24 protein-coding genes are annotated in these 25,867 nt (G+C 34.0%); 11 read left to right on the forward strand and 13 right to left on the reverse strand.

From position 1 onward, the window contains the following. Positions 1 to 38 precede the first annotated feature (38 nt). The gene (locus KA833_RS01645) at positions 39 to 1,223 is read right to left on the reverse strand and encodes a CynX/NimT family MFS transporter (RefSeq protein ID WP_070658046.1); all 1,185 of its coding nucleotides are present in this window, start codon (positions 1,221 to 1,223) and stop codon (positions 39 to 41) included. A gap of 85 nt (positions 1,224 to 1,308) precedes the next feature. Between KA833_RS01645 and KA833_RS01650 the strand changes: the two genes are divergently transcribed. The 4 genes from KA833_RS01650 to KA833_RS01665 all read left to right on the forward strand — a co-directional run bounded on the left by KA833_RS01650 (position 1,309) and on the right by KA833_RS01665 (position 3,432). Next, the gene (locus KA833_RS01650) at positions 1,309 to 1,860 is read left to right on the forward strand and encodes a helix-turn-helix domain-containing protein (protein WP_070658048.1); all 552 of its coding nucleotides are present in this window, start codon (positions 1,309 to 1,311) and stop codon (positions 1,858 to 1,860) included. Positions 1,861 to 2,212: 352 nt separating this feature from the next. Continuing rightward, entirely contained in the window at positions 2,213 to 2,422 is a 210-nt protein-coding gene (locus tag KA833_RS01655) for a helix-turn-helix transcriptional regulator (RefSeq protein ID WP_210128305.1), read from the forward strand. After that, entirely contained in the window at positions 2,406 to 2,909 is a 504-nt protein-coding gene (locus KA833_RS01660) for a hypothetical protein (RefSeq protein ID WP_070658050.1), read from the forward strand. The genes KA833_RS01655 and KA833_RS01660 overlap by 17 nt, the downstream gene beginning before the upstream one ends. A 13-nt stretch (positions 2,910 to 2,922) precedes the next feature. Further along, positions 2,923 to 3,432 carry a DUF3278 domain-containing protein gene (locus KA833_RS01665; protein WP_070658051.1) on the forward strand — a complete coding sequence of 170 codons (510 nt, stop codon included), beginning with the start codon at positions 2,923 to 2,925 and terminating at the stop codon, positions 3,430 to 3,432. A 287-nt stretch (positions 3,433 to 3,719) separates the two neighbouring features. Here the strand turns inward: KA833_RS01665 and KA833_RS01670 are convergent, their stop codons facing one another. From KA833_RS01670 to KA833_RS01685, 4 genes are all read right to left on the reverse strand, one after another. Further along, on the reverse strand, positions 3,720 to 4,133 hold the full coding sequence (locus KA833_RS01670) for a VOC family protein (RefSeq protein WP_046206609.1): 414 nt from the start codon (positions 4,131 to 4,133) through the stop codon (positions 3,720 to 3,722). A 121-nt stretch (positions 4,134 to 4,254) separates the two neighbouring features. Then, positions 4,255 to 5,070, reverse strand: a complete 816-nt coding sequence (locus KA833_RS01675) for a pyruvate, water dikinase regulatory protein (RefSeq protein WP_064209154.1) — start codon at positions 5,068 to 5,070, stop codon at positions 4,255 to 4,257. Further along, on the reverse strand, positions 5,060 to 7,696 hold the full coding sequence (gene ppdK / locus KA833_RS01680) for a pyruvate, phosphate dikinase (protein ID WP_210128304.1): 2,637 nt from the start codon (positions 7,694 to 7,696) through the stop codon (positions 5,060 to 5,062). Before ppdK ends, KA833_RS01675 begins: the two co-directional genes overlap by 11 nt. Positions 7,697 to 8,093: 397 nt before the next feature. Next, positions 8,094 to 9,173 (reverse strand): CdaR family transcriptional regulator, encoded by a 1,080-nt coding sequence (locus KA833_RS01685; protein ID WP_070658055.1) that lies wholly within the window; start codon positions 9,171 to 9,173, stop codon positions 8,094 to 8,096. A 139-nt stretch (positions 9,174 to 9,312) separates the two neighbouring features. Between KA833_RS01685 and KA833_RS01690 the strand changes: the two genes are divergently transcribed. Genes KA833_RS01690 through larC form a run of 6 tightly spaced genes read left to right on the forward strand, consistent with a single transcriptional unit; the run spans position 9,313 to position 15,723 of the window. Next, on the forward strand, positions 9,313 to 10,443 hold the full coding sequence (locus KA833_RS01690) for a glycerate kinase (RefSeq protein WP_210128303.1): 1,131 nt from the start codon (positions 9,313 to 9,315) through the stop codon (positions 10,441 to 10,443). Between the two features lie 21 nt (positions 10,444 to 10,464). Continuing rightward, entirely contained in the window at positions 10,465 to 11,628 is a 1,164-nt protein-coding gene (locus tag KA833_RS01695) for a 2-keto-3-deoxygluconate permease (protein WP_210128302.1), read from the forward strand. Beyond that, on the forward strand, positions 11,625 to 12,887 hold the full coding sequence (gene larA, locus KA833_RS01700) for a nickel-dependent lactate racemase (RefSeq protein WP_210128301.1): 1,263 nt from the start codon (positions 11,625 to 11,627) through the stop codon (positions 12,885 to 12,887). The genes KA833_RS01695 and larA overlap by 4 nt, the downstream gene beginning before the upstream one ends. 42 nt (positions 12,888 to 12,929) lie before the next feature. Further along, positions 12,930 to 13,739 (forward strand): ATP-dependent sacrificial sulfur transferase LarE, encoded by an 810-nt coding sequence (larE, locus tag KA833_RS01705; protein ID WP_046206963.1) that lies wholly within the window; start codon positions 12,930 to 12,932, stop codon positions 13,737 to 13,739. 32 nt (positions 13,740 to 13,771) lie between these two features. Next, entirely contained in the window at positions 13,772 to 14,530 is a 759-nt protein-coding gene (gene larB / locus KA833_RS01710) for a nickel pincer cofactor biosynthesis protein LarB (protein WP_046206603.1), read from the forward strand. Positions 14,531 to 14,547: 17 nt separating this feature from the next. After that, positions 14,548 to 15,723, forward strand: coding sequence for a nickel pincer cofactor biosynthesis protein LarC (larC, locus tag KA833_RS01715; RefSeq protein ID WP_210128300.1), 1,176 nt, complete (start codon positions 14,548 to 14,550; stop codon positions 15,721 to 15,723). A 103-nt stretch (positions 15,724 to 15,826) separates the two neighbouring features. On the opposite strand, the gene KA833_RS01720 is transcribed toward larC, so the two are convergent. The 7 genes from KA833_RS01720 to KA833_RS01750 form a co-directional block, all read right to left on the reverse strand. After that, the gene (locus tag KA833_RS01720) at positions 15,827 to 17,047 is read right to left on the reverse strand and encodes a putative glycoside hydrolase (RefSeq protein ID WP_210128299.1); all 1,221 of its coding nucleotides are present in this window, start codon (positions 17,045 to 17,047) and stop codon (positions 15,827 to 15,829) included. Between the two features lie 226 nt (positions 17,048 to 17,273). Then, positions 17,274 to 18,263, reverse strand: coding sequence for a Gfo/Idh/MocA family protein (locus KA833_RS01725; RefSeq protein ID WP_210128298.1), 990 nt, complete (start codon positions 18,261 to 18,263; stop codon positions 17,274 to 17,276). Positions 18,264 to 18,580: 317 nt separating this feature from the next. Further along, positions 18,581 to 19,603, reverse strand: coding sequence for a lipoate--protein ligase (lplA, locus tag KA833_RS01730; protein WP_070658069.1), 1,023 nt, complete (start codon positions 19,601 to 19,603; stop codon positions 18,581 to 18,583). Positions 19,604 to 19,612: 9 nt separating this feature from the next. Continuing rightward, positions 19,613 to 20,497, reverse strand: a complete 885-nt coding sequence (locus tag KA833_RS01735) for an SIR2 family NAD-dependent protein deacylase (RefSeq protein WP_046206598.1) — start codon at positions 20,495 to 20,497, stop codon at positions 19,613 to 19,615. Beyond that, positions 20,490 to 21,278 carry a protein-ADP-ribose hydrolase gene (locus tag KA833_RS01740; RefSeq protein ID WP_210128297.1) on the reverse strand — a complete coding sequence of 263 codons (789 nt, stop codon included), beginning with the start codon at positions 21,276 to 21,278 and terminating at the stop codon, positions 20,490 to 20,492. The genes KA833_RS01735 and KA833_RS01740 overlap by 8 nt, the downstream gene beginning before the upstream one ends. Before the next feature lie 3 nt (positions 21,279 to 21,281). Further along, positions 21,282 to 21,614, reverse strand: coding sequence for a glycine cleavage system H family protein (locus KA833_RS01745; RefSeq protein ID WP_210128296.1), 333 nt, complete (start codon positions 21,612 to 21,614; stop codon positions 21,282 to 21,284). 26 nt (positions 21,615 to 21,640) lie between these two features. Next, a complete protein-coding gene (locus KA833_RS01750) occupies positions 21,641 to 22,645 on the reverse strand; it encodes an LLM class flavin-dependent oxidoreductase (RefSeq protein ID WP_046206595.1) in 1,005 nt (334 codons plus the stop codon). 309 nt (positions 22,646 to 22,954) lie between these two features. On the opposite strand from KA833_RS01750, the gene KA833_RS01755 reads away from it, so the two are divergent. Next, entirely contained in the window at positions 22,955 to 24,184 is a 1,230-nt protein-coding gene (locus tag KA833_RS01755) for an NADH-dependent flavin oxidoreductase (RefSeq protein WP_210128295.1), read from the forward strand. Between the two features lie 130 nt (positions 24,185 to 24,314). Here KA833_RS01755 and KA833_RS01760 read toward each other — a convergent pair whose 3' ends face one another. Beyond that, positions 24,315 to 25,802: an aldehyde dehydrogenase family protein gene (locus tag KA833_RS01760; protein ID WP_046206593.1), complete on the reverse strand. Its 1,488-nt coding sequence runs from the start codon at positions 25,800 to 25,802 to the stop codon at positions 24,315 to 24,317. Positions 25,803 to 25,867 lie beyond the last annotated feature (65 nt).

Here is a 25,867-nt window from a genome sequence, read left to right on the forward strand (position 1 = left end):
ATGTTGTAAAATATCGTACAATATTTGAATGATACTGTCTATTGTTCTATTGTTTTTTCTATTGTTCGATTACGCCCTGCTTGTGAGCCGAATAATGTGATTAATAGTGCAGTGATTAATAAAATACTTAATGAACCGATCCATTGACCTGTAACATCGTGTAATATACCAAATAATAAAGGACCTATAGCTGCAAAAAGATAACCCACAGATTGAGCCATACCAGATAACTTTGCTGACGTTTGACTATGTTCTGTTCTTAAACTAAAGAATGTATTAACAAGTCCAAACGCTAAGCCACTTGCAACACCAATTAAAATCGTAGCAATTAAAGCAAGTTGTGGTGAAAATAGCATTATTGAAACACCCACCACAAAACATAAACCAGTGATAAAAGTTAATAAAAACTGTGATTTCATTTTGGTAGCAAATATAGGTGTAATAAATGTTAATGGGATGATGGAGATTTGCATAATTGATAAATACATCCCGGCTTCACTGATAGACATACCACTTTGAGATAAATATGCTGGCAGCCAATTGATTAGAGAATAAAAAATAAGTGACTGTCCGCCCATCAATATCGTTATTTGCCATGATAATGGCGACTTCCAAACATTGACACTCTCTTTTGGTAATGAGGCCGTTGTTTCTTCCTTATGCTTTAATTGAAACGCCCATATTATAATGGTAATCAATGTAATGACACCAATCGCACTAATAGCAATATTATAATTAAATGCTTTGACGACTGGCGCCGTTCCATATGATGATAATCCTCCAAACACGTTCATAACGACAGTATAATAGCCTGTCATCACACCTATATGTAATGGGAATTTCGCTTTGATCACTGCTGGGGCAAGTACATTACCAAAACCTATACCGACACCGATAAGAATGGTACCTATATATAACCACGAAACACCTGTGATAGAACGTACGATTACACCAATCAGTATTAGCCATAAAGCCACAAAAATTGTACGCTCTAATCCAAAGTGATAACTGGTTTTTGCTGCAAATAGCGAAATAATTGCGAATGCAATCAACGGGACGACTGTAATTACACTAACTGCACTGTTAGACATCGCCAAATCATTTTTTATATCAGGCAACGCAACTCCGATTGAAGTAATTGGCGCCCTTAGATTTGCACCCACTAATAAGACACCGATAAATAAAAGCCAATTAAACGGTTTTACTTTTCTATAATTTTCCATTTTGCTCACCTTACATCATAAATTTTCTAAACAACATTACATATGGTACAATATGTACGTTATAATGTAAATAGGAGCGATTCACGTGTATCATATTCAAAATATTATTGCCAAAAATTTAGCAACTTATCGTAGTAAACATCAGCTTAGTTTAGATAAAATGGCTAACCTAACTGGCGTTAGTAAAAACATGCTAAGTCAAATTGAAAAAGGCGCATCTAATCCAACAATTACAACATTATGGAAGATTGCCAATGGACTTCATTTACCTCTGTCACAACTGACATCAACAAGACAAGAACATATAAACTTCGTAGATGAATCTGACATTATTCCTATTGTTGAAGATAAAGTTAAGATCTTTCCGTATTTTCCTTACGATGATAGAAAGCATTTTGAAATGTTTAAAATGGTAATTCAACCAGGTGGTAAAATGATTTCTGATCCTCATCATTTACAATCTGAAGAGTTTATCATTGTTAATTCAGGCACTTTAAATATTGAAGTCGAACAAACATCTTATACAATTAGCAGTAACCAAGCTTTTCGTTTTAATAGTGATGTAGCTCATGGTTACTATAACCCAAATAATGAAGTTGTTATACTTACCGCCACAATACATTATCATGTACAATAGCAATCTTAGTAAATTTGCACTCAACATTATTTAATAATCTCACTGCGACAAACAAAAGATAAATAAAAGCCATCATCAAAATGGTCATTAACCTTCTTAAAAATAACGCCAAATGAATACGGTGTGATGTTGTTGCCAAGGTATGACACATTCAACGCTGAACTGTCATATACAATCCCAAACGGGGTAGAAATCAAATTTTATCAAATGATTTCTACCCCGCTTGTTTTTAGAAACATTTTATATATCGCGCTTTATTTAATATATAAAGATTTATTATTTTTTATATTATCTTGACGAAAAAAGTTATGTCATATATATTTGACACATCAGAAAGAAGTGATGATTTAAATTGAATAAAGTTAAATACTTTCGCAGTCAACAACAAATATCTCAACTTGCGCTTGCACGTTCCGTAGGCGTTTCACGACAAACGATTAATATGATTGAAAATGATAAATACAATCCATCATTAAATTTATGTATCAATATTGCACAATCATTAAATGTTACATTAAACGATTTATTTTGGGAGGCTCATAACGATGAAGAAAAGAGATAAATGGTTATATCAAAACTTCGCCGGTTTAATTGATACACCTGATGAATATCAACGACATGAAATTGATAAAACATTAGCAAAAATTTCAATTATTGCTTTATATACGTTACTTGCACTTGTTTATTTATCTATTTTCCTTGATATAGAGCGAGAATTTTTATCACCATTTACCGTTGGTGGTGCCCTGTTAATTATTATTCTATTCTGTAGAATGAGCATGAATCGTCTCGGTGCAGATGCTATTGAAATTGAAGTACATCAGCGACATACATATTATAAACTACTAAAAGAAACACGAAATAAAAGGATTATTTTCTTGGTTATAGCCCTAATTTATATGTTAGGGACTGCAACAATCACCGCACCACTACTTGCAGGAAATCCAATGAATTTTAGTTATTTATTAAATATAAGTACCTATATACCCTTTATATTGATTGTCATCTTTACAGTTAACAAAGATTCGCGCATAAAATTAATAGAATAGGAGGCCAATCATCTTGAATAATGAAAAAACACTTCGCTTAATTCCAAACTATAGATTTACTGATGAATATGAACGGCAAGTATTATTAAATCTCTATGCCAAACTATATGTCTGGATATTTTGGGGAACATTGATGATTTCCGCACTAGATTGTTTTATCTCTATGTATTTTCAACAAATACCATTTGTTAGTATCATTGCATTGATTGGATTGATGGTGGCTTCAATCTTACTCACACGCGCACTTCACAATAAAAAAGTAGACCTATTTGATGTCGATTCTAAAGATGAATACCAAAAATATATCAAAAAAGCACGTAACGGCAGTATCCTATTTGCATTTGTTATGTTTATAATTTTCAACATCAATAATTACCTTATTCCCTTTGTGACACACCAAGAACTTCCTAAAATCACAGCTTTAAGTTCTCAAATCCCAACGACTGCAACCATTGCCATGATTACAGGATTGATCATATATATGATAGCCAAATCCAAAATCATTCGTACTTATAAAAAATGAAGGCCTAATTTTATGTTGAAAGCAGCGTGAAAAACGCTGCTTTCAATTTTTAGTTATTTTAATAGATAAAGTACGACGTGCCATTTAAAATAAAAAATGCAAATCCATTCGAAAGTACAGCCCTAAAGTTATCGCAGTAAATAGCAATGCAACTTGAGGTGCTATCTTCAAAAATGAAAATGCATTTATTTTAATTATATACTGTTATACCTTAATAAACATCTTTTTATGTTTGAACAGATTAAGATACATGTGTGTGAATATTTCTATTCCAATTGCAGTTTAAGTTATTGTGGATATGTGTAACTTAAATCCCAACCGATATCATATTTATCAATCAACTTGGCATATTTCGCTCCCCAAAACATAGTATCTAGCTCCATTTGAACATTACCTTCATCTTTCAATTGTTCATAAGCTTCTTCGACTGCCGCTTCACTATCAAATTCTAAAACAATATATACATTTCTATCTTGTAGCATTGTATCATCATCTTTAGGTATATCTGACAGCATGAATAAGTTACCATCAACTTCTAATTGGGCATGAATGATACGATTAGGATCATCTGCAACACTTTCATTCGCTTCACCGTACGTCATTGTATCTTTAATCTCTCCGTTCAACACCTGACTATAAAATGCCAAAGCGTCTTTACATTGACCGTTAAAAAACAAATACGGTACTGTCGATTTCAACATAGTATCCCCTCTTTTTAAATATCGTTTTCTATTATCAAACATACCCTTTTAACATAAATTTAGACAATTCAAGTTTGATTCCTAATTTTAAACACACATACGTAATTACAATTTTTCATCTTTATAAAAACTTTTCAATATAAAATGCTGATTCTTCAATCGATTTGAATTCCGTATTAATAACTGTAGCATTTAATTTAGCAAATATTTCTTCGGCATACATTAGTTCTTCTTTAATTCTATCGACACTATTATAATCTGTAGGTCCATGTAAACCTAATACTTTCACGCGTTCAGTACGAATATTCAAGATATAGGTAGGACTCGCAGTCAAACCAAATACCTTTAAATTTTTATTTCTAAAGACCTCATCTGGAATATCCACTTCTGGAACTAAAGGGATATTAGCGATTTTATAACCTTTGTTTGCTAAATACATACTTAAAGGCGTCTTTGACGTTCGAGAAACACCTAAAATCAAAGCATCAGCTTCTCCTATATCCGTAAAATGTTTACCGTCATCATATTTTACAGAATATTCCATTGCCTCAATTCTTTTAAAATAGTTGTCATCTAACTTGCGCAAAGCACCACTTTCTAAGATGGGTGAACAATTCGTATGTTCTTGAATAATACTAATTAAATCAGACATATAATCAACATATGGAATTTGTTGCGCTTGAGCATATGCCTGACCTTTTATGTTAAATTCTGGATTAACTAAAGTCGTTATAACGACTGCACCACGCGCCTTAGCCAAAGAAAGCACATTGAGTAATTCATCTTGATTTTTGATAAAAGGAAATTTTTTAATTTCTATACGCGTGACATCTGGAAATTGTGTTAAGGTCGCATGAATCATTCGCTGTGCTGTCTCACCTATAGAATCAGATACAACGAATAGCGTTAACTGTGGTCTATCATTATCATTTAACACGTAATCTACCGCCTTCGACTTCACTTTGAGCCGTTGATAATAAGGCTCCTGGCACTCTAAATGGAGAACATGATACATAATCCAAATCTAGTTGATTAAAGTATTGAATTGATTTGTGGTCACCGCCTAATTCTCCACATACGCCAATTTTTATCGTTGGATTTGTGGCTTTTGCTTGCTCTGTCGCTTGCTTAATTAATTGTCCAACGCCATCTATATCAAGTGTTTGGAATGGGTCTATTGTTAATATGCCTTGCTCTGAATAAGCGCTAATAAATTTACCAGCATCATCACGTGAGAAACCAAACGTTAATTGTGTTAAATCATTTGTGCCAAAACTAAAGAAATCACATTCTCGTGCTAAATCTCCAGCGATTAGACATGCTCTTGGTGTTTCAATCATCGTTCCAATCATATAGTGAACACTTACTCCCATTTCAGCTTGTAAAGCTTCAATGCATTCAACAACTTGTGTCTTTAAAGTTGTGAATTCTGAAACAGTTGATACGAGCGGAATCATAATCTCAGGTTGACAATCAATGCCCTGTTTTTTAAGTTTCAATGCACTTTCCATAATAGCTTCTGCTTGCATAATATAAAGTTCAGGGTAAGTAATCGCCAAGCGACACCCACGATGCCCTAACATTGGATTAACTTCATTTAAACTTTCCATATAATGGTCTAACTCTGCAACAGACACGTTGAGTTGGCTTGCCACACTATTTTTTTCCTCTGTTGAGTTAGGTAAAAATTCATGTAAAGGTGGATCTAATAAACGGATAATCGTCGGACGTTCTCCAGATAACTTTAATATCGTTTCAAAATCTTCTTTTTGATATTGTTTAATTATATTTAAAGCATTCACTCTTTTATCTTGTGTATCAGATAAAATGAAACGTCTCATTTCAATCAAACGTTCAGGGCCAAAAAACATATGCTCAGTACGAACTAAACCAATACCTTTCGCACCAAATTGGTAGCCAGCTTGAATATCTTGTGATGTTTCTGCATTCATGCGAACATCTAATCTTGCAATTTCTTCTGACCATTGCATAAATTGTTCAAAAGCCTTACTTCTCTCAGCTTTAATCGTTTCAACTTCTCCTAAATAAATATCACCTTTAGCGCCATCAACTGAGATAATGTCCCCTTCGTTTAATGTTCCGTTAGGATATGTTACTTTTTTATCCTTAACATTAATTTCAACGTCTGAACATCCTGTCACACAACATTTACCCATTCCTCTAGCTACAACTGCAGCATGGGAAGTCATACCACCATGTGTGGTAACTATCGCTTCACTTGCAACCATACCTTCAATATCTTCAGGTGAGGTTTCAGGTCTCATCAATATTACTTTATATCCCTGTTCAGCTTTGAATTTTGCAGTTTCAGCAGAAAACACGATTTCACCACTCGCTGCACCCGGACTAGCAGGAAGTCCCATTTTCGAAACAGCTGTAGCTCTCTCAAGTGCTTTATCATCAAAATTAGGATGTAATAATTGCTCAATTGATTTTACTTCTACATTCATAACTGCTTCATTTTTAGAAATAATACCTTCTTCGACTAAATCTACTGCAATATGAATGGCTGCATTAGCAGTTCGTTTACCACTGCGCGTTTGTAAGACATATAGTTGCTCATTTTCAATAGTAAATTCAATATCTTGCATATCTTTATAGTGTTTTTCTAATTGTTGAGAAACTTCTAAAAACTGTTGATGAACATGAGGCATTTGTGCTTTTAATGTGCTGATATCTTTTGGCGTTCTAATACCAGCGACAACATCTTCTCCTTGAGCATTCAACAAATATTCACCAAACAATTTTGCTTCACCAGTTACTGGATTACGCGTAAATGCAACACCTGTCCCACTTTGTGCACCACTATTACCAAAAACCATCTCCTGAATATTAACTGCAGTGCCAATATCGTGTGGTATTTCATTTAATTGACGATATACACGTGCGCGATCATTGTCCCATGATTTAAAAACTGCTTCAATTGCTTCTGTTAATTGTACAATTGGTTCCTGTGGGAATGGTCTATAAACTTCTTCCAAATAAACACTTTTAAAATGATCACATATTTCTTCTAATCCTTCAGCTGGAATATCTGCATCATTTTGGTAATTGTGTTGTGCTTTATATTGATTAAAATATGTATCGAATGAAGTCATCGGTATGCCGTATACGACTTCGCCAAACATTTGTAATAATCTACGGTAACAGTCATATGCAAAACGTGCATCATCTGTTTTTTCTGCTAATGTTTTAACATTAAAATCATTCAACCCCAAGTTTAAAATGGTATCCATCATGCCTGGCATGGAAATTTTTGCGCCACTTCTTACAGAAACTAATAATAAGGATTCTTTAGAAGAAAATGATTTTTGAGTGCGTTGTGAAAATGCTTCTAATTGTTCATGTAATTGTCCAACTAATTCATCTGAAAGGTGAGCGCCTTGCTTTAAATACTCAATACACGCCTTTGTAGTAAGCGTAAAACCGTCCGGCACAGGTAACCCTAACCGTTTCATTTCAGCTAAATTAGCTCCCTTACCTCCTAATAAATCTTTCATGGCTTTATTGCCTTCATCAAATGCATAAATATATTTTGTCATACTGATTCACCTCAAATTTTTAATATGTCATACTAATTATTATAGAGTATGTCATATTACTTTATAAAAAACAACCAAAATTTTAACGGTTGCTCTTTATCATTCACTTTCGTAACCTACTGAGCTAAAAAAAAGCATATAAAAAGCCTTAAGCAACACGAGTTCATCGTATTGCTTAAGACTTTTTATTTTTTATCGTATGACATAATTAAAATATTAAAATGATTATCCGTTTAGACTGCTATTATTTTTAAAATTTGTATGTCGTTGCATGCTAGCAGCTCATCTATTACATGTATGATTGATCTTTGATTGCTTCAAAGTGTTTTTTTATGTGTCTAACCTTTTTATTATTCTTACTAAACTTTCTAATGAAGTGATTTTATTGCTTTCTTCGCTAACACCATATTGCAATCTGTAATTTAACAGCATCAGAGTATTTTTTTGGGTTTAATCCTGTTTCTTTTTCACATTTTTCTAACCTATACAATAAAGTATTTCTATGGATATACAATTTTTTAGCAGTTTGCGTTATATTTAAATCATTTTCAAAGAAACTTTTTAGTGTATCGATACTCTGTTGACCCACATCACTTAATATTCTTTTTTTAAATCGTTCTCTTATGTTCTTATCAATTTGATATAAAAGTGTTTTTTCTTCTATATCTTCAAATGAGGTTACAACCTTTTCATTTTCAGCCAACATAAACACTAACTCACACTCTTCATATGCATTTTTAAAATCTTTTAATCTTTTAAACATAAGACTTGAAGCCATTTGAACATTAAGCTCTAAGTTTTGAAATATTTGATATATATGATTGATTTTATTATCTAAAGCTTGCACTGACTGAGCAGTAGCAAGAATAACAATACGGTTATAATTCGTAAATGCAATTGTAAATGAACGGGCGTCTATCCTACTCGTTAATGAACGTACAATGCTATTTCTAGAAAAAATCTGCTTTTCAATATCGATAATAATACATTTTCTATAGGTTAATAAATCGATATTGAGTTGTTTCATTAAATATTGAATAAAGGATTTTGATGATTCACTTTTTAACAACTCCTCTATAAATAATTCTTGACTCCGTATTTGCCCTTCCAATTCATATGTAAAATAATTCTGATAAAGTAACAATTCTGTAGACATTTTAACTAATTCTGCTACATGTGTAATTTGACTAGGATTACCTGTAATACCGATAACACCTACTATATTATCTTGAAAAATAATAGGTAAGTTAATACCTGCCTGCGTACCTTTAAGATGTAAACTGTCTTTCTGGTTAATTACCACGGTTTTTTCTTGTTTCAACACTTCTATAGCACCTTCGTGTAGCGTACCGATACGTCTTTTATCGAAAGACGCAATAATTACTCCATTAAAATTCATAATATTAATGTTAGTTTTGGTTCTTTTAGCTGTTTCATTAACGATTAACGTTGCCATTTCTTCAGTCAATATATCCATTTATCTCACCACTTGTTATTTATATACAAATTTAAAATATTATTTTTGTATAGTTTAACCCTTTTTCCAAAATAGTAAAATCGTTAAACTTAGAACAATACATTTTAGAAAACGCTTTCTTATAAAGGAGAAATTCACAATGGAAATCATATTAGCACCTGATTCATTTAAAGGAAGTATGAAGGCAAGCGAAGTAACCAAGTATATGAAAGATTCTATATTAGAAGTTTTCCCTGAATCTACCATTCATGATTTACCCATCGGTGATGGTGGCGAAGGAACAATGGAAGCATTAATAAATGCAACAAATGGTTCGTTTACTACAGTCAGTGTAACCGGACCACTTGGTGACAAAGTAACAGCTCAATACGGTATTTTAGATAATCATACTTGTGTCATTGAAATGGCAGAAGCTTCAGGATTAAAGCATTTAGATCAAGACGAATTAAACCCTTTATATACGACAACGTATGGTACAGGCGAATTAATTTTACATGCTTTGAATCACGGATATCAAAATTTCATCCTGGCGATTGGTGGTTCAGCTACAAATGACGCTGGCGCAGGTATGTTGCAAGCTTTAGGAGCAGATTTAAAGAATAACCAAAATCATTCAATACATTTTGGAGGTGGAGAACTACAAAATTTAGCTCAAATTGACTTATCGAATTTTGATCATCGAATCGCTTATTGTAATTTTATTATAGCGACTGATGTTCAAAATCCATTAGTAGGACCTAATGGCGCATCATTTATTTTTGGGAAACAAAAAGGTGCATCTGCACAAAATATGCATCAACTCGATGATAACCTCACTCATTGGGCTAATCTAGTTGAACACACTACAGGCATAAGGCTACACGATTTACCTGGTGCTGGCGCAGCAGGTGGTTTAGGAGGTGCTTTCAAAGCATTTTTCCCAAGTTACTTTAAAGAGGGTATCCAGGTAGTTATGGAATATATACAATTTGAGAAATACTTAAAGCAAGCAGACTTAATCCTTACTGGAGAAGGAAAAATCGATCAGCAATCTTTTTATGGTAAAGCACCAATTGGCATTGCAAAATGTGCTAAAAAGTATAATGTACCAGTTATTTTTATAGGAGGATCAGTAGAAGTAGATGAAAAAGACTTAAAAGACAGTGGTATACTCAGCGCATTTAGTTTAAGTAATGGACCTATGTCATTAGAAGAAATATTTTCAAAGTCGGAAAAATTGATAAAACAAACAACCAAGAATATTGTAAAAACATTTTTCCATAACCAATAACATATTAAGGGGATGTTAGTTATGAGAATTAAAGATACAATAGAAAAAATTCCTGGAGGATTGATGGTAGTCCCGTTGCTTTTAGGCGCTACAATAAACACCGTTGACCAATTACATTTAACTCCTATAATGAACCTACTTAAGTCACTGGGCGCACCTAAAACTGAACAAGGATATTACGAAATGCTTCAAATTGGGGGTTTTTCACAAGAACTATTCAAAGATAGTGCTCTTGTCTTAATTGCACTTTTTATATTTTGTGTAGGAAGTCAAATGAATTTAAAAATTGGCGGTAAGGCCTTAAAAAAAGGTATGCTATTAACAACAACGAAATATTTTTCTGGGTTAGCAGTAGGACTCCTATTAGGCTCATTATTTGACCCTTGGAGTGGACTATTCGGTTTGTCTACAATAGCTGTCATCGCAGCAATGACAAATAGTAATAGTGGCATGTATGCTGCTTTAACAAGTACTTATGGGAATCGTTCAGATGTTGGTGGCCTGTCCATACTTGCTATTAATGACGGACCATTGTTAACTTTGATTTCATTGGGATTTATTGGTACAAGCTTTCCAATCATTTCATTTATTTCTGTGCTTTTACCTTTAAGTATAGGCATGATATTAGGCAATCTTGACCCTAAAATATCAGAGTTTTTACGTCCAGGTGAAACCATACTCATCCCCTTTTTCGCCTTTTCTTTAGGTGCTGGTATGAATTTAGCTGAATTCTTTAATTTTTCCGTATTATCAGGAGGCTTAACGTTAGCAGTATTAACCTTTATTTGTACCGCATTTACTGGTATCATTGCCTTTAAAATATTTAAAGAAAAGAGTGTAATTGCACCAATTTCTGAATCATCTACAGCAGGTAACGCAGTATCTACACCTGCTGCAGTAGTTGCTGCTGCTTCTACGGCGCTCGCAAATGGTAATCTGAGTCAAAGTGAGTATGCTATGATTGAGAAAGTAGCACCTATCGCCACAGCACAAATTTCAATTTCGGCTATTACTACAGCAATATTATGTCCAATAGCAGTCATATTGATTGATAGGTATCAAAAAAGTAAAGGAATATATGGAACAAAGGAATATGTTACTCAATCGACCCAAATACATTCTAATGCGGAAATAAAATCACATTTTTATGAAAGCGCTTCATATAAGGAGGAAGATCGACCTTGAATACAGAAATATTATATGGAAAGTCAAACCTTAATATAGAATTACCTGAAAACTGCGTCTTAATAGAGCCAACACCTATACCTGCACTCGAAAATGATAAACAAGCCATACGTGATGCATTAAAGAATCCTATAAATTCGGATCCGCTGGAAGATTTAGTAAAATCCAATCAGACTGTTTCAATCGTTATTAGTGATATCACGCGCCCTACACCCAATCATATACTTGTACCTCTTATTATAGAATGCCTTGCACATGTACCTTTAGAAAATATTGTTATCATTAATGGTACTGGTACACATCGAGATCAAACTAAAGATGAATTGATACAAATGTTAGGTGAAGATATCGTAAACAATATTAGAATTGTACATAATCATTGTAATGATAAGCAAACTTTAAAAAAAGTTGGCCATAGTAAATACGGCTGTGATGTTTATTTAAACAAAGATTATGTAGATTCTGATTTCAAAATTGTAACTGGCTTTATAGAACCACATTTCTTTGCTGGATTTTCAGGAGGACCAAAAGGAATCATGCCTGGTATTGCAGGTATAGAAACGATTATGACATTTCACAATGCCAAAATGATCGGTGATATTCGTTCTACTTGGGGGAATATGACAGACAATCCAGTACAAGATATGACTCGAGAAATTAATGCCATGTGCAAACCTGACTTTATGCTCAATGTAACATTGAACAAAGAAAAAGAAATTACAGAAGTCTTTGCTGGAGAACTGTATAAAGCACATGATTTGGGATGTGCTTATGCTAAAAAACACGCTATGTTCAAATGTGACCATCGCTTTGACGTCGTTATCGCATCTAATTCTGGTTATCCACTTGACCAAAATTTATATCAAACAGTTAAAGGAATGAGTGCTGCTCATAAAGTGGTTAAAGAAGGCGGCAGTATTATCATGTTATCTGAATGCAGCGATGGTTTTCCAAATCATGGTAATTATGCAGAAATACTGAAAATGGCAGACACCCCAGAAGCACTTGTCAAAATGATTAATGATCCAAACTTCTCCATGCTAGATCAGTGGCAAGTTCAAAAACAAGCTGTGATTCAAACTTTTGCCAATGTGTATTTATATTCCAAATTAACTGATCAACAAGCAAAAGATGCTATGTTACATCCTGTTTCAAATATTGAAGCAACATTAAAAACTTTAGAACGACAATATGGGAAAGACATGACTATTGGCGTTATGCCACTCGGCCCACTTACCATACCGTATGTAGAATCATGATTTTCAATACGTCCAAAAATATTTAAGGAGGAAATTTAAATGATGACTAAATTACAGAATAAAGAATTTAAACTTGAAATGCTTTTAAAAGAAATGGAGACAGTAGTTATTGCTTTTTCAGGCGGTGTCGATAGTAGCTTAGTTCTGAAAAAAGCAATTGATGTATTAGGTACCAATAATGTAAAAGCAGTGATAGTTAAATCAGAATTATTTAGAAACGAAGAATTTAATCAGGCTATAGAACTTGGAAATACGTTAAATGCAGATATCGTAGAGACGGAAATAGCAGAATTAAAAGACCCTCACATCATAAAAAACACACCCGACAGTTGGTATTACAGCAAATGTTTATTATACGCAAAACTAGAAGCGTTAAGAAAAACATTTGGATTCAATTATGTGTTAGACGGCATGATTATGGACGATATTTCAGATTTCCGACCAGGTCTTAAAGCGAGATCTGAATATGGGGTGAGAAGCGTTTTACAAGAAGTTGAACTTTATAAAGATGAAGTACGAGAACTAAGCAAATCAAATGGCTTACCGGTTTGGGATAAGCCTGCACTTTGTAGCTTAGCTTCTCGTATCCCTTATGGTGAACCACTTAGTTTCAACAAAGTTAATAAAGTTAATGAAGCTGAAAAATTCATTTTAGATTTAGATATTAATAACGTGAGAGTACGTTATCACGACAACATAGCACGTATCGAAGTTGATGAAACAGATATTGTTACGATAATTCAACATAAAGACCAAATTTCACTACGACTTAAAGAGCTTGGCTTTGACTATGTCACAATTGATTTAGAAGGCTATCGTACTGGTAGTATGAATGAGGTCATACAATCTTAATTTTAACGCTATAGTATAAAGGTGGTTTAACTATGACAGATAAATATGATTCCATCGAATCATTATTGCAAGCAGTAAAATCAGATCAATTATCAATATCTGAGGCTAAATCAGAATTAAGTCAATATGATGAATTAGGTTTTGCAAAAATTGACCTACATCGTAGAAAGCGACAAGGATTCCCAGAAGTAATATTTGGCGAAGGTAAAACTGAGCAACAACTAGTGAAAATCATTCACTCATTAATATTACACGAAGAAACAATTTTAATTACTCGTGTTAATAATGAAAAAGCCCATTTTATTTGTGAAACATATCCTCAATTGGTACATCATGCAACAGCACAAATCGTTTGTACATCTTTAGAGCATATTACCAAGACACAACGTCAAGCTGCTATTATTTGTGCAGGTACGTCTGACCTTCCTGTAGCGGAAGAAGCTGCTATAACAGCAGAAGTAATGGGAATCTCAGTAAAAAGATTTTACGATGTTGGAGTTTCTGGTATCCACCGTCTTTTCGCTCATATTGATGATATTCGCAATTGCAATGTATCTGTAGTAATAGCTGGCATGGAAGGCGCGTTAGCAAGTGTAGTTGCTGGCTTGGTTGACCATCCTGTCTATGCCGTACCAACAAGTATTGGTTATGGTGCAAATCTAGATGGTATCACTACATTATTATCAATGATCAATTCATGTGCACCTGGTTCTAGTGTACTTAATATTGATAATGGCTTTGGCGGTGGTTATAACGCTGCTATGATTGTCAATATGTTGGAACAACATTAAGGGATGGAGTGAATGATATGACGAATACAATATATTTAGATTGCCATGCGGGTATTGCAGGTGACATGTTGCTATCTTCTCTAGTAGACTTAGGTGCAAATATAGCTTACATTGAATCTCATTTACAAAAGTTGCCACTTAATGATTTTAAATTGCACTTTTCTAATCAAACCAAGCAAGGTATTCAAGCCAAACAACTAGATATTGATTTTAGCGAAACAACACACCATAGAACAGCTTCTGATATTACAAAAATGATACAGGATAGTGATTTACCCGCAAGAGTTAAAGTACGAAGCCAAAAAGTCTTTGATACGATTGCTCACGCAGAAGCTAAAATTCATGGGATGTCCGTTGAAGAAGTACATTTTCATGAAGTAGGCGCTATGGATTCCATTATCGATATTATCGGCGGTTGCCTTGCTTTAGAAAATTTGAAAATTGATGAGTTACACGCTTCCCCAATTCCAACAGGTGGAGGTAAAATAAATATCACTCATGGATTATATCCTGTGCCTGCACCAGCAACGGCAGAAATTTTAAAAGGTATACCGCTTGCTTCTTTTGATATTAATAGCGAATTAACGACGCCAACCGGAGCAGCTTTTATTAAAGCATTAGCATCTAAAATTGGTCCTTTACCTTCTGTCACAATAGAAGAAATTGGTTATGGAAGTGGCACCAAAGACTTTGATTTTCCAAACATTTTAAGAGCAATTCAATTTAAAACTAAAGACAATACACCAACACAAGTCCAAGTAATAGAAAGTCAGATAGATGACATGTCTGCTGAGATGTTAAGTTACTTTCTTGAACAAGTTTTAGAAGATGGTGCATTAGATGCATACTTCACACCTATCACCATGAAAAAAAGCAGACCAGCCACTCAAATCAAAGTCATTTGTAAATTAGAAAATGCACAATTTTTCGAAGACTATGTTTTAAAAAATACATCTACATTAGGAATTAGAAGTTACACGGTTAATCGTAAAGTACTCCATAGACAATTCGAAACAATTCATACAAATTATGGAGCGATTTTAGTAAAAACAGCCATGTTAAATGGAAAAATAATTAAGGCAAAACCAGAATTTGAAGATGTGAGAAACGCTGCAATTCAAGCAAATAAACCATTCTTACATGTATACAATCATATTAATCAAGAGATTCAAAAACATATACAATTTGACTGAATTTCTTAAACCTTATGCCACATAAGTCCTAATAGAATAAGCCTATAACTGAAATTCTATAAATTTCAGTTATAGGCTTACTTCATCTTAGTAGTTAATATGTTTAATTACTTTTAGCGTTTTCTGGCTTTTGAGCATCCGGATTGGTGTATTTTGATGGATTGTAATCGGCGCCTTTCGTATAGTCAGCAGAAGCATCCCATAATAAAAATTCATGAATATTATGATCTTTTAACGCTTGTACTTGTGCAGTTACTTCCGCTTTGTCATAGGATTTATACTGCCCTTCTCCTAAATAAGAGGCTGTAAAATCTTGAAGCCATGGACGAGATTTAACCTTTTTAGGGTCGATACCTTGCAGTGCTTCTTTTTCTTTATCAAGATAACGATCCACTGTTTTATATGGTTCTGTATCTGGCGCTTCTAATCCAAAATCTCCTGGGCTCCAATGAGAAGGATAAATCATCGATGAAATGACATCTACATTTTTGGCGATTTTAGGGAAGCTTTGCCCAATACCTGGTGTTTCTTTAACCGTAGCTGCGTAACCAAAAACATCCGCAGATGTTTGAACATCATATGATTTTAAATCTTTACGTGCAGTTTTCAAAAAATTAGTAATCGTATCTACACGTTGCTCAACATGGTTTAAATCACTATTTTTATACTTTCCATTTGAATATTGTAGTGATTTATCTTTGTTTTCAAATCCTTCAGGAAATCGAACATAGTCAAATTGAACTTCTTTAAATCCTGCTTTAGCCGCTTCTTTTGCAACTGCAATATTATATTTCCATACTTTATCATTAAAAGGATTTAAAAAACTATCCCCGCCTTCACTTTCCCAAACATTACCATCAGACGTTTTAAATGACCAATCAGGTTTTTCTTCAGACAATCTAGAATCTTTAAATGTAACAATACGTGCAATTGGATAAATATTGTTTTTTTCCATTGCTTTTATGATTTTTTTTACGTCAACACGATTCACTGTATTGCTGCTAATCAATTTATTGTCACTTTTAAAGTCCATCGTTATATTTCCTTCATCATCTTTAACGTCAATTACCATGGCATTTAATTCAGTTTCATTTATAAATTGTATAAGTTCTTCAAAATTTTCCCCTTTTGCTGAATCCGGTGTTACATAGATACCTTTCACACCATCTTTTGGATAATCAACATCACTATATGTATGCTTTTTTGATTTGTTTGAACTTTCTTTACCTTCATTTGTTTCTTTCTCATTGTTAGAACCACTGTTACAAGCTGACATCATTAATACGGTCACAAATAATATCACTATAAATTTCCATACCTTCATTGAATTATCTCCCTCTCCCTTAATCAATTCAAAGACAAAAACATTTAAATCACAAATAAGTATTACACTACACATATTATATCATTTTAATATTTTAAACAACGTAAATTCCGAACTTTTATTTATAAAAAAAAGACAGAAATAGTTATCAATTACAGGATTGACGACTTATTTCTGTCTTTTAAGCGATTATTTTTAATTTTATCAATTCAGTTGTGCTCAACTTTTACTTAATTGAAGGCCCAATACTTAAATTGGCACTCGCTAATGCTTGCTCTAACACATCTAGTACATGAATACTATGCTCTAATTGTCTTGTTGCAAATATAATGTTTTGTTCCCGAATTACTTTTTCAATTTTCACAAATTCTTCGTACATTCGATGCTTGTGTGCGTTCACCTGATAATACTGTGTACCACCAGTGTGATATTTTAATTCGAATGCATTCAACTCATTTGTAGGACCTTTAAGATTGATTGTTGCTTTATCTCCTTGAATATAAGATTGATTATCAGAACTAGAATCTTTAGCCCCAATACAAACTACTTTCATCTCTTCATATTCTAATTGTAAGATACCAGAAGTATCGATATTTTTTTCAATATTTGCAAAGTATGTCACTTTATTAGGTTTACCAAATAAGCCTACTGCTAAATGAACATTGTAAACATTAATATCCATTAATGCACCGCCACCATTACTCGGATCAAATGCGGGTTGAATAATGTCATTTTTAAAATCATCAAATCTTGAGGAATACTGTGAATAGTTGAACTGAGCAATTTTGCAATTTCCAATTTCTGGTATACTTTGCTTAAGTACATCATAATTACTTAAATACAAATTGGTAATCGCTTCAATAATAATCACCTTTTGTTGCTCTGCTAAATCTTTAAGTATGGTAAGCTCCTCTGTGGTTAATGTAAAAGGTTTTTCACAAATCACATGCTTATTTTTTGCTATAGCTTTACGTGCGTAATCAAAATGAAGATGATTGGGAACAGCCAAATAAACAGTGTCTATCTTTTCATCTTCTATAAACGCTTGAAAATCTTCAAAGACTTGTTTAATATCAAATTGCTTTTGCAATTGAGCTACATTCTCAGGATTACGTCCAGTAGTCACTATGCTTTGTATATGAATTCCTGGTATCTCTGACATCACTGGCAATGCTTCTTTTACAATTTTTCCGGCTCCAACTATACCTATATTCATAAATTTCCCCTTTTTTATCATAAAAATTTATTGTCTATAATGAAATATCTACAATTTTTGAATCATAACATTAAATCATCTATAACGATATTAATGGCTGTGGCATTTACCTGTCCAACCTTATAAAACATAATACGTCACAGTTTATTTGTTCATTTCATCATCTTTTCTATCATTACATTTGAATATTTCACGACAATTTTATATGTTTAGCTAACAACTCTTTAATCCTTTTTTGTGCTATTTCCCAAGAAATAACTGCTCGTATATAAGTCATGTACTGCTACATTGCTTTCAGCTAATGTTTCCTTTTAGTATTAACTTAAAATTAAATCAACAAGTTCTTCTGCTGACGTTTTACCGAAATAGTAAGGAATATCCATTTTACTTAAAGCATCAAACAAATCTGCTTTAACAACTCGAACACCGATAAGTTGCTTTTCAACTTCTCTAATATCACCTTGACCAAAAAAATCACCATAAATACGACATGCCTTGATGCGACCATGTTCAACAGCTAGTGTAATATCAATGGTACCTGCCGCTAATTTCGCATCTCTATTATATTCATAGCGCGGGGAACGTCCATAGTTCCATTCCCAATTCTTATATTTATTTGTCACCATTTCATCTATCGCACGCCAGTCCGCTTCACTTAATTCATAACGTTTAACGTCATTGATATCGTCTAAGCCCAATAATTGTTTAATCATTAAGTCTTTAAACTCATGTATTGTAATATTTTGATATTCATTTGCTAAATGTTCGCGAATAGCTCCAACTCTCGATCTAACAGATTTAATTCCTTTAGATTCAATTTTTTTACGATTCGGCTTTAAAACTTTAATCATTGCTTCGTAATCAACATCTAATAAAAGTGAGTAACCTCCATAGATACGTCCATTGATTAAAGTCATAGCAGCGCCAGAAATTTTCTTTCCATTAATCTCTAAATCATTACGTCCACTTTGAATGACTTCGGTAGCACCTAAATTATGTAACGCCTTAATTGCTGGCTCATAAAACTTTTGAAAATCACCATATATCGAATGATCATTCTGTAAAAGACAGCACATATTCACAGCACCACGATCCACATAAACTGCGCCACCTCCTGTTTCACGACGCATCACTTGTATACCATGTTCATCTACATAATCTTGGTTAATCTCTACTGCTGTGTTTTGAAAACGACCTATTTCCACTTTTGGATCACAATAATAAGGTAATAAAATATCATCATCTAAAAATATATTTTGACTAACATAGACTTGCATTGCAGTATTAACTGCACCATCTGTTATATATTCACCGTTACGAATCGGTTCAATTAAATACATAGTTTTCTCCTACTTTGTTAATTTATTATTTGCTTCTAAAATTAATGTCGAAATATCGTCCGTTAAATGTATCGTTCTTTCGCGTATGTTTTGAGGAATTCTATATGCTTTTTTATTTAATGTCATAAATAATGCATCAGGATTTTGCCTTGTCATACGTTGAAAAGGATGCTTCACAAATTGCGGTGTAGTATAGCCAATACCAATTTCTAAATATAAGACTTTGCCTGTCTTATGATTTTCAAGAAACTGATTGTAACGAGATAATTGTGCCTCAAAATCTGCATCTTCTACCATACCGACTTGTGCTTTTCGCTTATTAATTTCCATAGGTGCATCACACTTAGGGCAGTGTGGCACGAGTTCACGCGGTACTTCCATATTTGATTGCGCTTGAATCATTTGACGGATTGCCTCATCGTCTCGGTAGGTTTGGGGATGACAATGTTGACTACACTGCCATAGGATATATTCACCTTGAATATGAAACACTTTGTTCAAATCATATCCTGCTACTGCAAACGCATTATCTGCATTAGTAGTAATAATATGATGCGCTTTGTTTTTTAGTATTTCTTTTAGCGCAACATAAGATGCACCTACTGGTTGATCTAAATAATTCAATGCAACAAATCTACTTTGAAATGCCCAGTATTCTTGCCAACTTTCAAATGTATGCAGACTTGCTTGTAACATATCAAAAAATCCGTATTTTTCTATGAAATCCGGAAAATTTTGAGTAAATCTTTTTCCTATATACGTAAACCCATCTGATGCAGACATACCTGCCCCTATGCCAACAACTATTGCATCCGCTTCATCTATAGCTTGTGCTAATACGTCAGATTGGCAACTTTGATTTGCTGACATGACACGCCATGTTGGTTCAGTCATAACGTTTTAGCTCCTCCTTATATAATTGTGCATCGGTATCAGTGAACACATTAAAAACTATCTTTATATCATCCAAATGATACTCTTTTTTATAATTTAATACGGTGTTAATGGCTATTTTTGCAGCTTCTGCTTGTGGGAAGCCAAACACACCTGTAGAAATACAGCAAAACGCTATACTTTTTAGTGAATGTTGTTTTGCAATTTCTAAACAACTTCGATATGCGCGCGCCAACAAATCTTTATTCATCACAGATACTGGCAATTTGCGAACTTGCGGCCCTACTGTATGAATTACATATTGGGCTGGCAAATTATATCCTGATGTTATTTTAGCTTTTCCTATACCTTCTTTTTTCCCTTGTGCTTCCATGATTTCATGACATGCCAAACGTAGCTGTACCCCGGCTTTAGTATGAATGATGTTATCAATACAATTATGATTGGCTTCAAAACAACCTAGTAATTGACTGTTTGCTGCATTCACAATCCCATCTACTTTGAGTTGAGTGATATCTCCTTGCCATAAAAATACATCGTCACCAATCATTGGCGACAATGTATCAATATGCGTAACATGTTGACGATTCATCGCTTGTAAATATGCATCTTGCACGTCTAAATAAGTGTCAGCAATGGGTTGGGGTGCTCTTACATTTGTTAGCCCTCTATACATTTCCCAACGCGTTGGTTCATCTTCTGGCAAATTTAAAGTTGCTTCACCGTGTGCTTCACGCCATAAATATTCAATTAAATAAGCTAAGCGTTCTTGTTGTTGCATATATTATGCCTCTGGTAGAGCGTTAAATGCTGCTTCATCAACATTTTCTAATTTAACTAACCAGTTCTCTTCAGGTTTTTCTGAATTCAAAATTGTTGGTTCATCTTCTGCTTTTGTATTTCGTTCTACAATTGTACCAGCTAATGGAGATTGAACATCTAAGACTGTTTTAGAAGCTTCAATACTTACGATTTCATCATCTACTTTTACTTCATCGTCCCCTATAAATTCCACGTAACCAACGGTACCTATATCGTCTTGTAACTCTGGTGTCATACTATAAACATATTGTGCTCCTACTTTTTCTACCCATAAATAATTCGCTAATTTTCTCATCATGAATACTTCCCTTCATTAATATTTTATAAATATATTTCTGCAAGCAATTCAACAGCTCGACAACGTGCTTCAATACTCGGTATCAAAGGTACCACCATGACTTCATCTGCATTAAAATCTTGAATCATACGATCGATTTGTGGCTTCGCACTTTCTTTTGTGCCTACAATGATACGTGCACGACTTTGAGCGATTTGTCGCTCATCTTTCTCTGTACAATGATAAGATCGTGCTGTTTCAGGAGAGGGCATACGCTCAAACTCAGCAAATTGTTCCTTGCCTAATAACCATATATCTAAACTTTGGGCTAAAGTTTCCGCTTCTTCTGCTGAATCAGCCAATGCAATAAAGACAGTAATCATCACAGATGGCACCATATTTAATGACGATGGTTGAAATGCGTCTCTATACATTTTCACACTATCTTTTGCTTTATCTATTGCTTTCGCATTAGGTAATAGAAAAGTACCTAATGTGTACCCCATACCTTGAGCACCTGCCTTTTTAGCTGATGCTACACTGGTACTGAGCAACCACATACTTGGAATAAATGTCGTACTTGGTTGTGCTACAACGCGATGATGCCGTTGCTGCGTCTGTTGCTCTGTTAAATAATGTCTCACATCTTCAATAGACTGCCCGTAGTCTAAAAAATGTGATTTTGTTTCATTCATCGCTGCTTTCACTTGAGCAGTACCTGCATTATTGCCTATACCTAAATCGACACGTTCAGGATGAAGTGCTGCTAACATACGAAAGTTTTCGGCAACTTTATACGGGCTGTAATGAGGTAACATCACCCCACCAGACCCCAGAGCAATGTTCTGTGTTTTATTCAGTATTTGCATCATTAATAATTCAGGACTACTACATGCAAATGCTGGTACATTATGATGTTCTGTTAGCCAAAATCGTTTATAGCCGAGTTTGTCAGCTAATTGTGCTAAATGAACAGTATCTTGTAAAGCTTCTTCGGCAGATTTGCCTTCATCAATCACAGCGTAATCTAACACATTAAATTGAACCACGTGAACTACCACCTCCACCAATCATACATCATACAATATGCTTTGTTAACGATTGCACTTAAAGCGAGTATATTTGAGTATCTTATAACTTTCAGTTAAGATAAATGCAACGCAGTACTACAATACACTTTGCATCATTCAACATACGATACGTCCACTTTAAATTGTCTACACCTTATAGGATAACGGATATAGAGAATTTTTGTTAGATTTTGCTTAAAAATTTTTTTACTTTTCCTAGTTTTGACCCTTTTATATTTAAGTGTTACTTTAAAATTAATAATAACAACGAAGATAGAGGTTATAATTATGAATATGAATTACAATACTTTATTAAAGCCACTCACTTTGCCAAATGGTATTGTCTTAAACAACCGTTTTGTTTTATCTCCAATGACAACTAATTCTTCTACACAGGACGGACATATCACAGAGGCAGATATTAACTATGCACGACGTCGTGCACATTCAGCACCACTTCAAGTTACTGGCGCCGCTTATATTGAACCTTATGGACAATTATTTGAATATGGTTTTAGCATTACTGATGATAGTTGTATTCCTGGCTTAACTACTTTAGCCAAAGCCATGAAACAAGACGGAAACAAAGCAATACTACAACTTACGCATGCTGGCCGTTTTTCAAATCAAGCAATTTTAAACTTTGGTCAGGTGTACGGACCAAGTGCAATGACCTTAAATTCACCAATTAAGCATGAAGTTTTATCTATGACTCCAGACAAAATCAAATCCGTAGTACAACAATACGCAGATGCAACCTCACGCGCAATTAAAGCTGGATTTGACGGTGTTGAAATTTCAGCTGCACAACGCCTATTAATTCAAACATTTTTCTCGACTTTCTCAAATTTAAGGACTGATGCATACGGAAGTCAAAATTTAGAGAATAGATCACGCTTTGAATTAGAAATATTAAAAGCTGTTCAGAATGTTATTGATCAAGAAGCACCCCCACAATTTATTTTAGGTTACCGTGCCACGCCCGAAGAAACACGAGGTAGTGATGTAGGTTACACTGTTGATGAGTTTAACCGTCACTTAGACTGGGTGCTAGAAACTGGCAATATTCAATATTTAGCGATTGCAAGTTGGGGACGTCAAATCTATCAAAACAAAGTACGTTCTGAAGGAAAATATAACGGAGAATATGTCAATGCAGTCGTTTATCAATATCTTAACGGACGCATTCCGCTCATTGCTAGTGGTGGGATTAATTCTCCGGATAGCGCTTTAGACGCCTTACAAAATGCAGATATGGTGGGCATGTCATCACCATTTGTAACTGAACCAGACTTTGTTACCAAATTAAAAGAACAAAGACCAGAAGACATTGATTTGCATATAACCTTGGAAGATATAGATGAATTGGCAATTCCTTATGCTGCTTTTAAAGATATTGTAAAAATGATGGATTACGGTGAAGGATTAAAGAAAGAAACTCGAGATGAATTGCGTAAACTTGAAACAAATTATGATGCAGTAAATTATAAGGAAGTAGATCATGAAAATGAGACTTAAGACTTCCACGATATAAGAACCATGATTCTTAAAGCATATGTACCGTTTTAAAAAGCAGCCGCGAAAATTAGAGTTCTAATTTTTACGGCTGCTTTTTATCATCATTTTCACAAAATTTATAGAAAAACACTTAATATAAGCCTTTTAATTCATTACTTGTATCGATAAATATATTTTTAACTTGTTGATAATTACTCAATGCTTCTTTATACGTTTCACGACCAATACCTGATTTTTTATAACCACCAAATGGTGCACCTTCTGGCACTTGGTTATACGTATTTATCCAAATTCTTCCTGTTCTGACTGCTTTAGCAATATTCAGTGCGCGTGTAATATCTTGTGAGAATACGCCACCTGCTAAGCCATAGTCAGAATCATTAGCAATTTTAATCGCTTCTTGATCATCTTTTACTTTGATTACTGTTAAAACAGGACCAAAGATTTCTTCTTGGGCCAACTTATTATTATTATCGCTAACCGCAATAAGTGTTGGTTCTATAAAGTAACCTTTATCTAATCCATTTGCGACAATACGTTTACCTCCAGTTAGTACCTCAGCATTGGATTGTTCAGCATAATCGATATAAGACAATATTTTATTCATCTGCTCATCGCTCGTTTGGCTACCCATTTGCGTGTGCGCATCTAATGGATCTCCAACCTTAATATTTGAAAATGCCTCTTTTAATCTAGAAATTAACGCGTCGTATATACCTTCTTGGACTAATAAACGTGAGCCTGCACTACATACTTCACCTTGATTAAATAATATACCGAGTTGGATACCTTCAACAGCTAAGTCTAAATTTGCATCATCTAGAATAATATTTGCACTTTTACCACCAAGTTCTAAAGTAGCAGGGACAATACGTTTTGCACCTGCATCAGCAACTTGATAGCCGACATCTGTTGAACCTGTAAATGATAATTTATCTACACCTTCATGATTAAAAATAGCATTACCTGATTCTGAACCTTTACCAGTTACGATATTAACCACACCTTGTGGCAATACTTCTTGAAAAATCTTACCTGCTTCTAATAAGCTTAACGGCGTTGAAGATGATGGTTGAATAACAATTGTATTCCCTGCCGCAATGGCTGGTGCAATTTTCCATGCTGCTAAGAGCATTGGGAAATTCCAAGCTACTACAGCACCTACAACGCCAATAGGTTCATGCCGTACGATACTCATAGTATCTTTATCAATATCATTCACTGAACCTTCATGTGTTTCAATAACACTTGCAAAATAGTTAAAATGTCTTGCAGCGTACGGTATATCAATTGTTGAGGTTTCACGAATCGGTTTACCATTATTCAACGTTTCCACTGTTGCAAGCTTATCTTTATTTGCCATCAATTTTTCACTAATTTTTCTTAATAAATCCGCACGCTCCGTTTTAGAAGTTAAACTCCATGATTCGAAGGCGCTTTGAGCTGATGATACAGCTTTGTCGATATCCGTTTCGTCAGCTTTGGAAATATTTGAGAGTATCTCCCCTGTGGCTGGGTTAACAACTTCTAATGTTTCTCCACTATTACTTTTTACAAATTCACCATCAATTAACAATCCGTAATTCTCATCAACATAATCTTTTATATTTACTGTCATGACAATCTCTCCTTTGCTTTGACGTTATTGATAATAACTTTATTTAAGTCAATAGTTAACCTAAC

Source organism: Staphylococcus sp. GDY8P67P (genome assembly GCF_017892545.1).
Classification (GTDB): domain Bacteria; phylum Bacillota; class Bacilli; order Staphylococcales; family Staphylococcaceae; genus Staphylococcus; species Staphylococcus ureilyticus.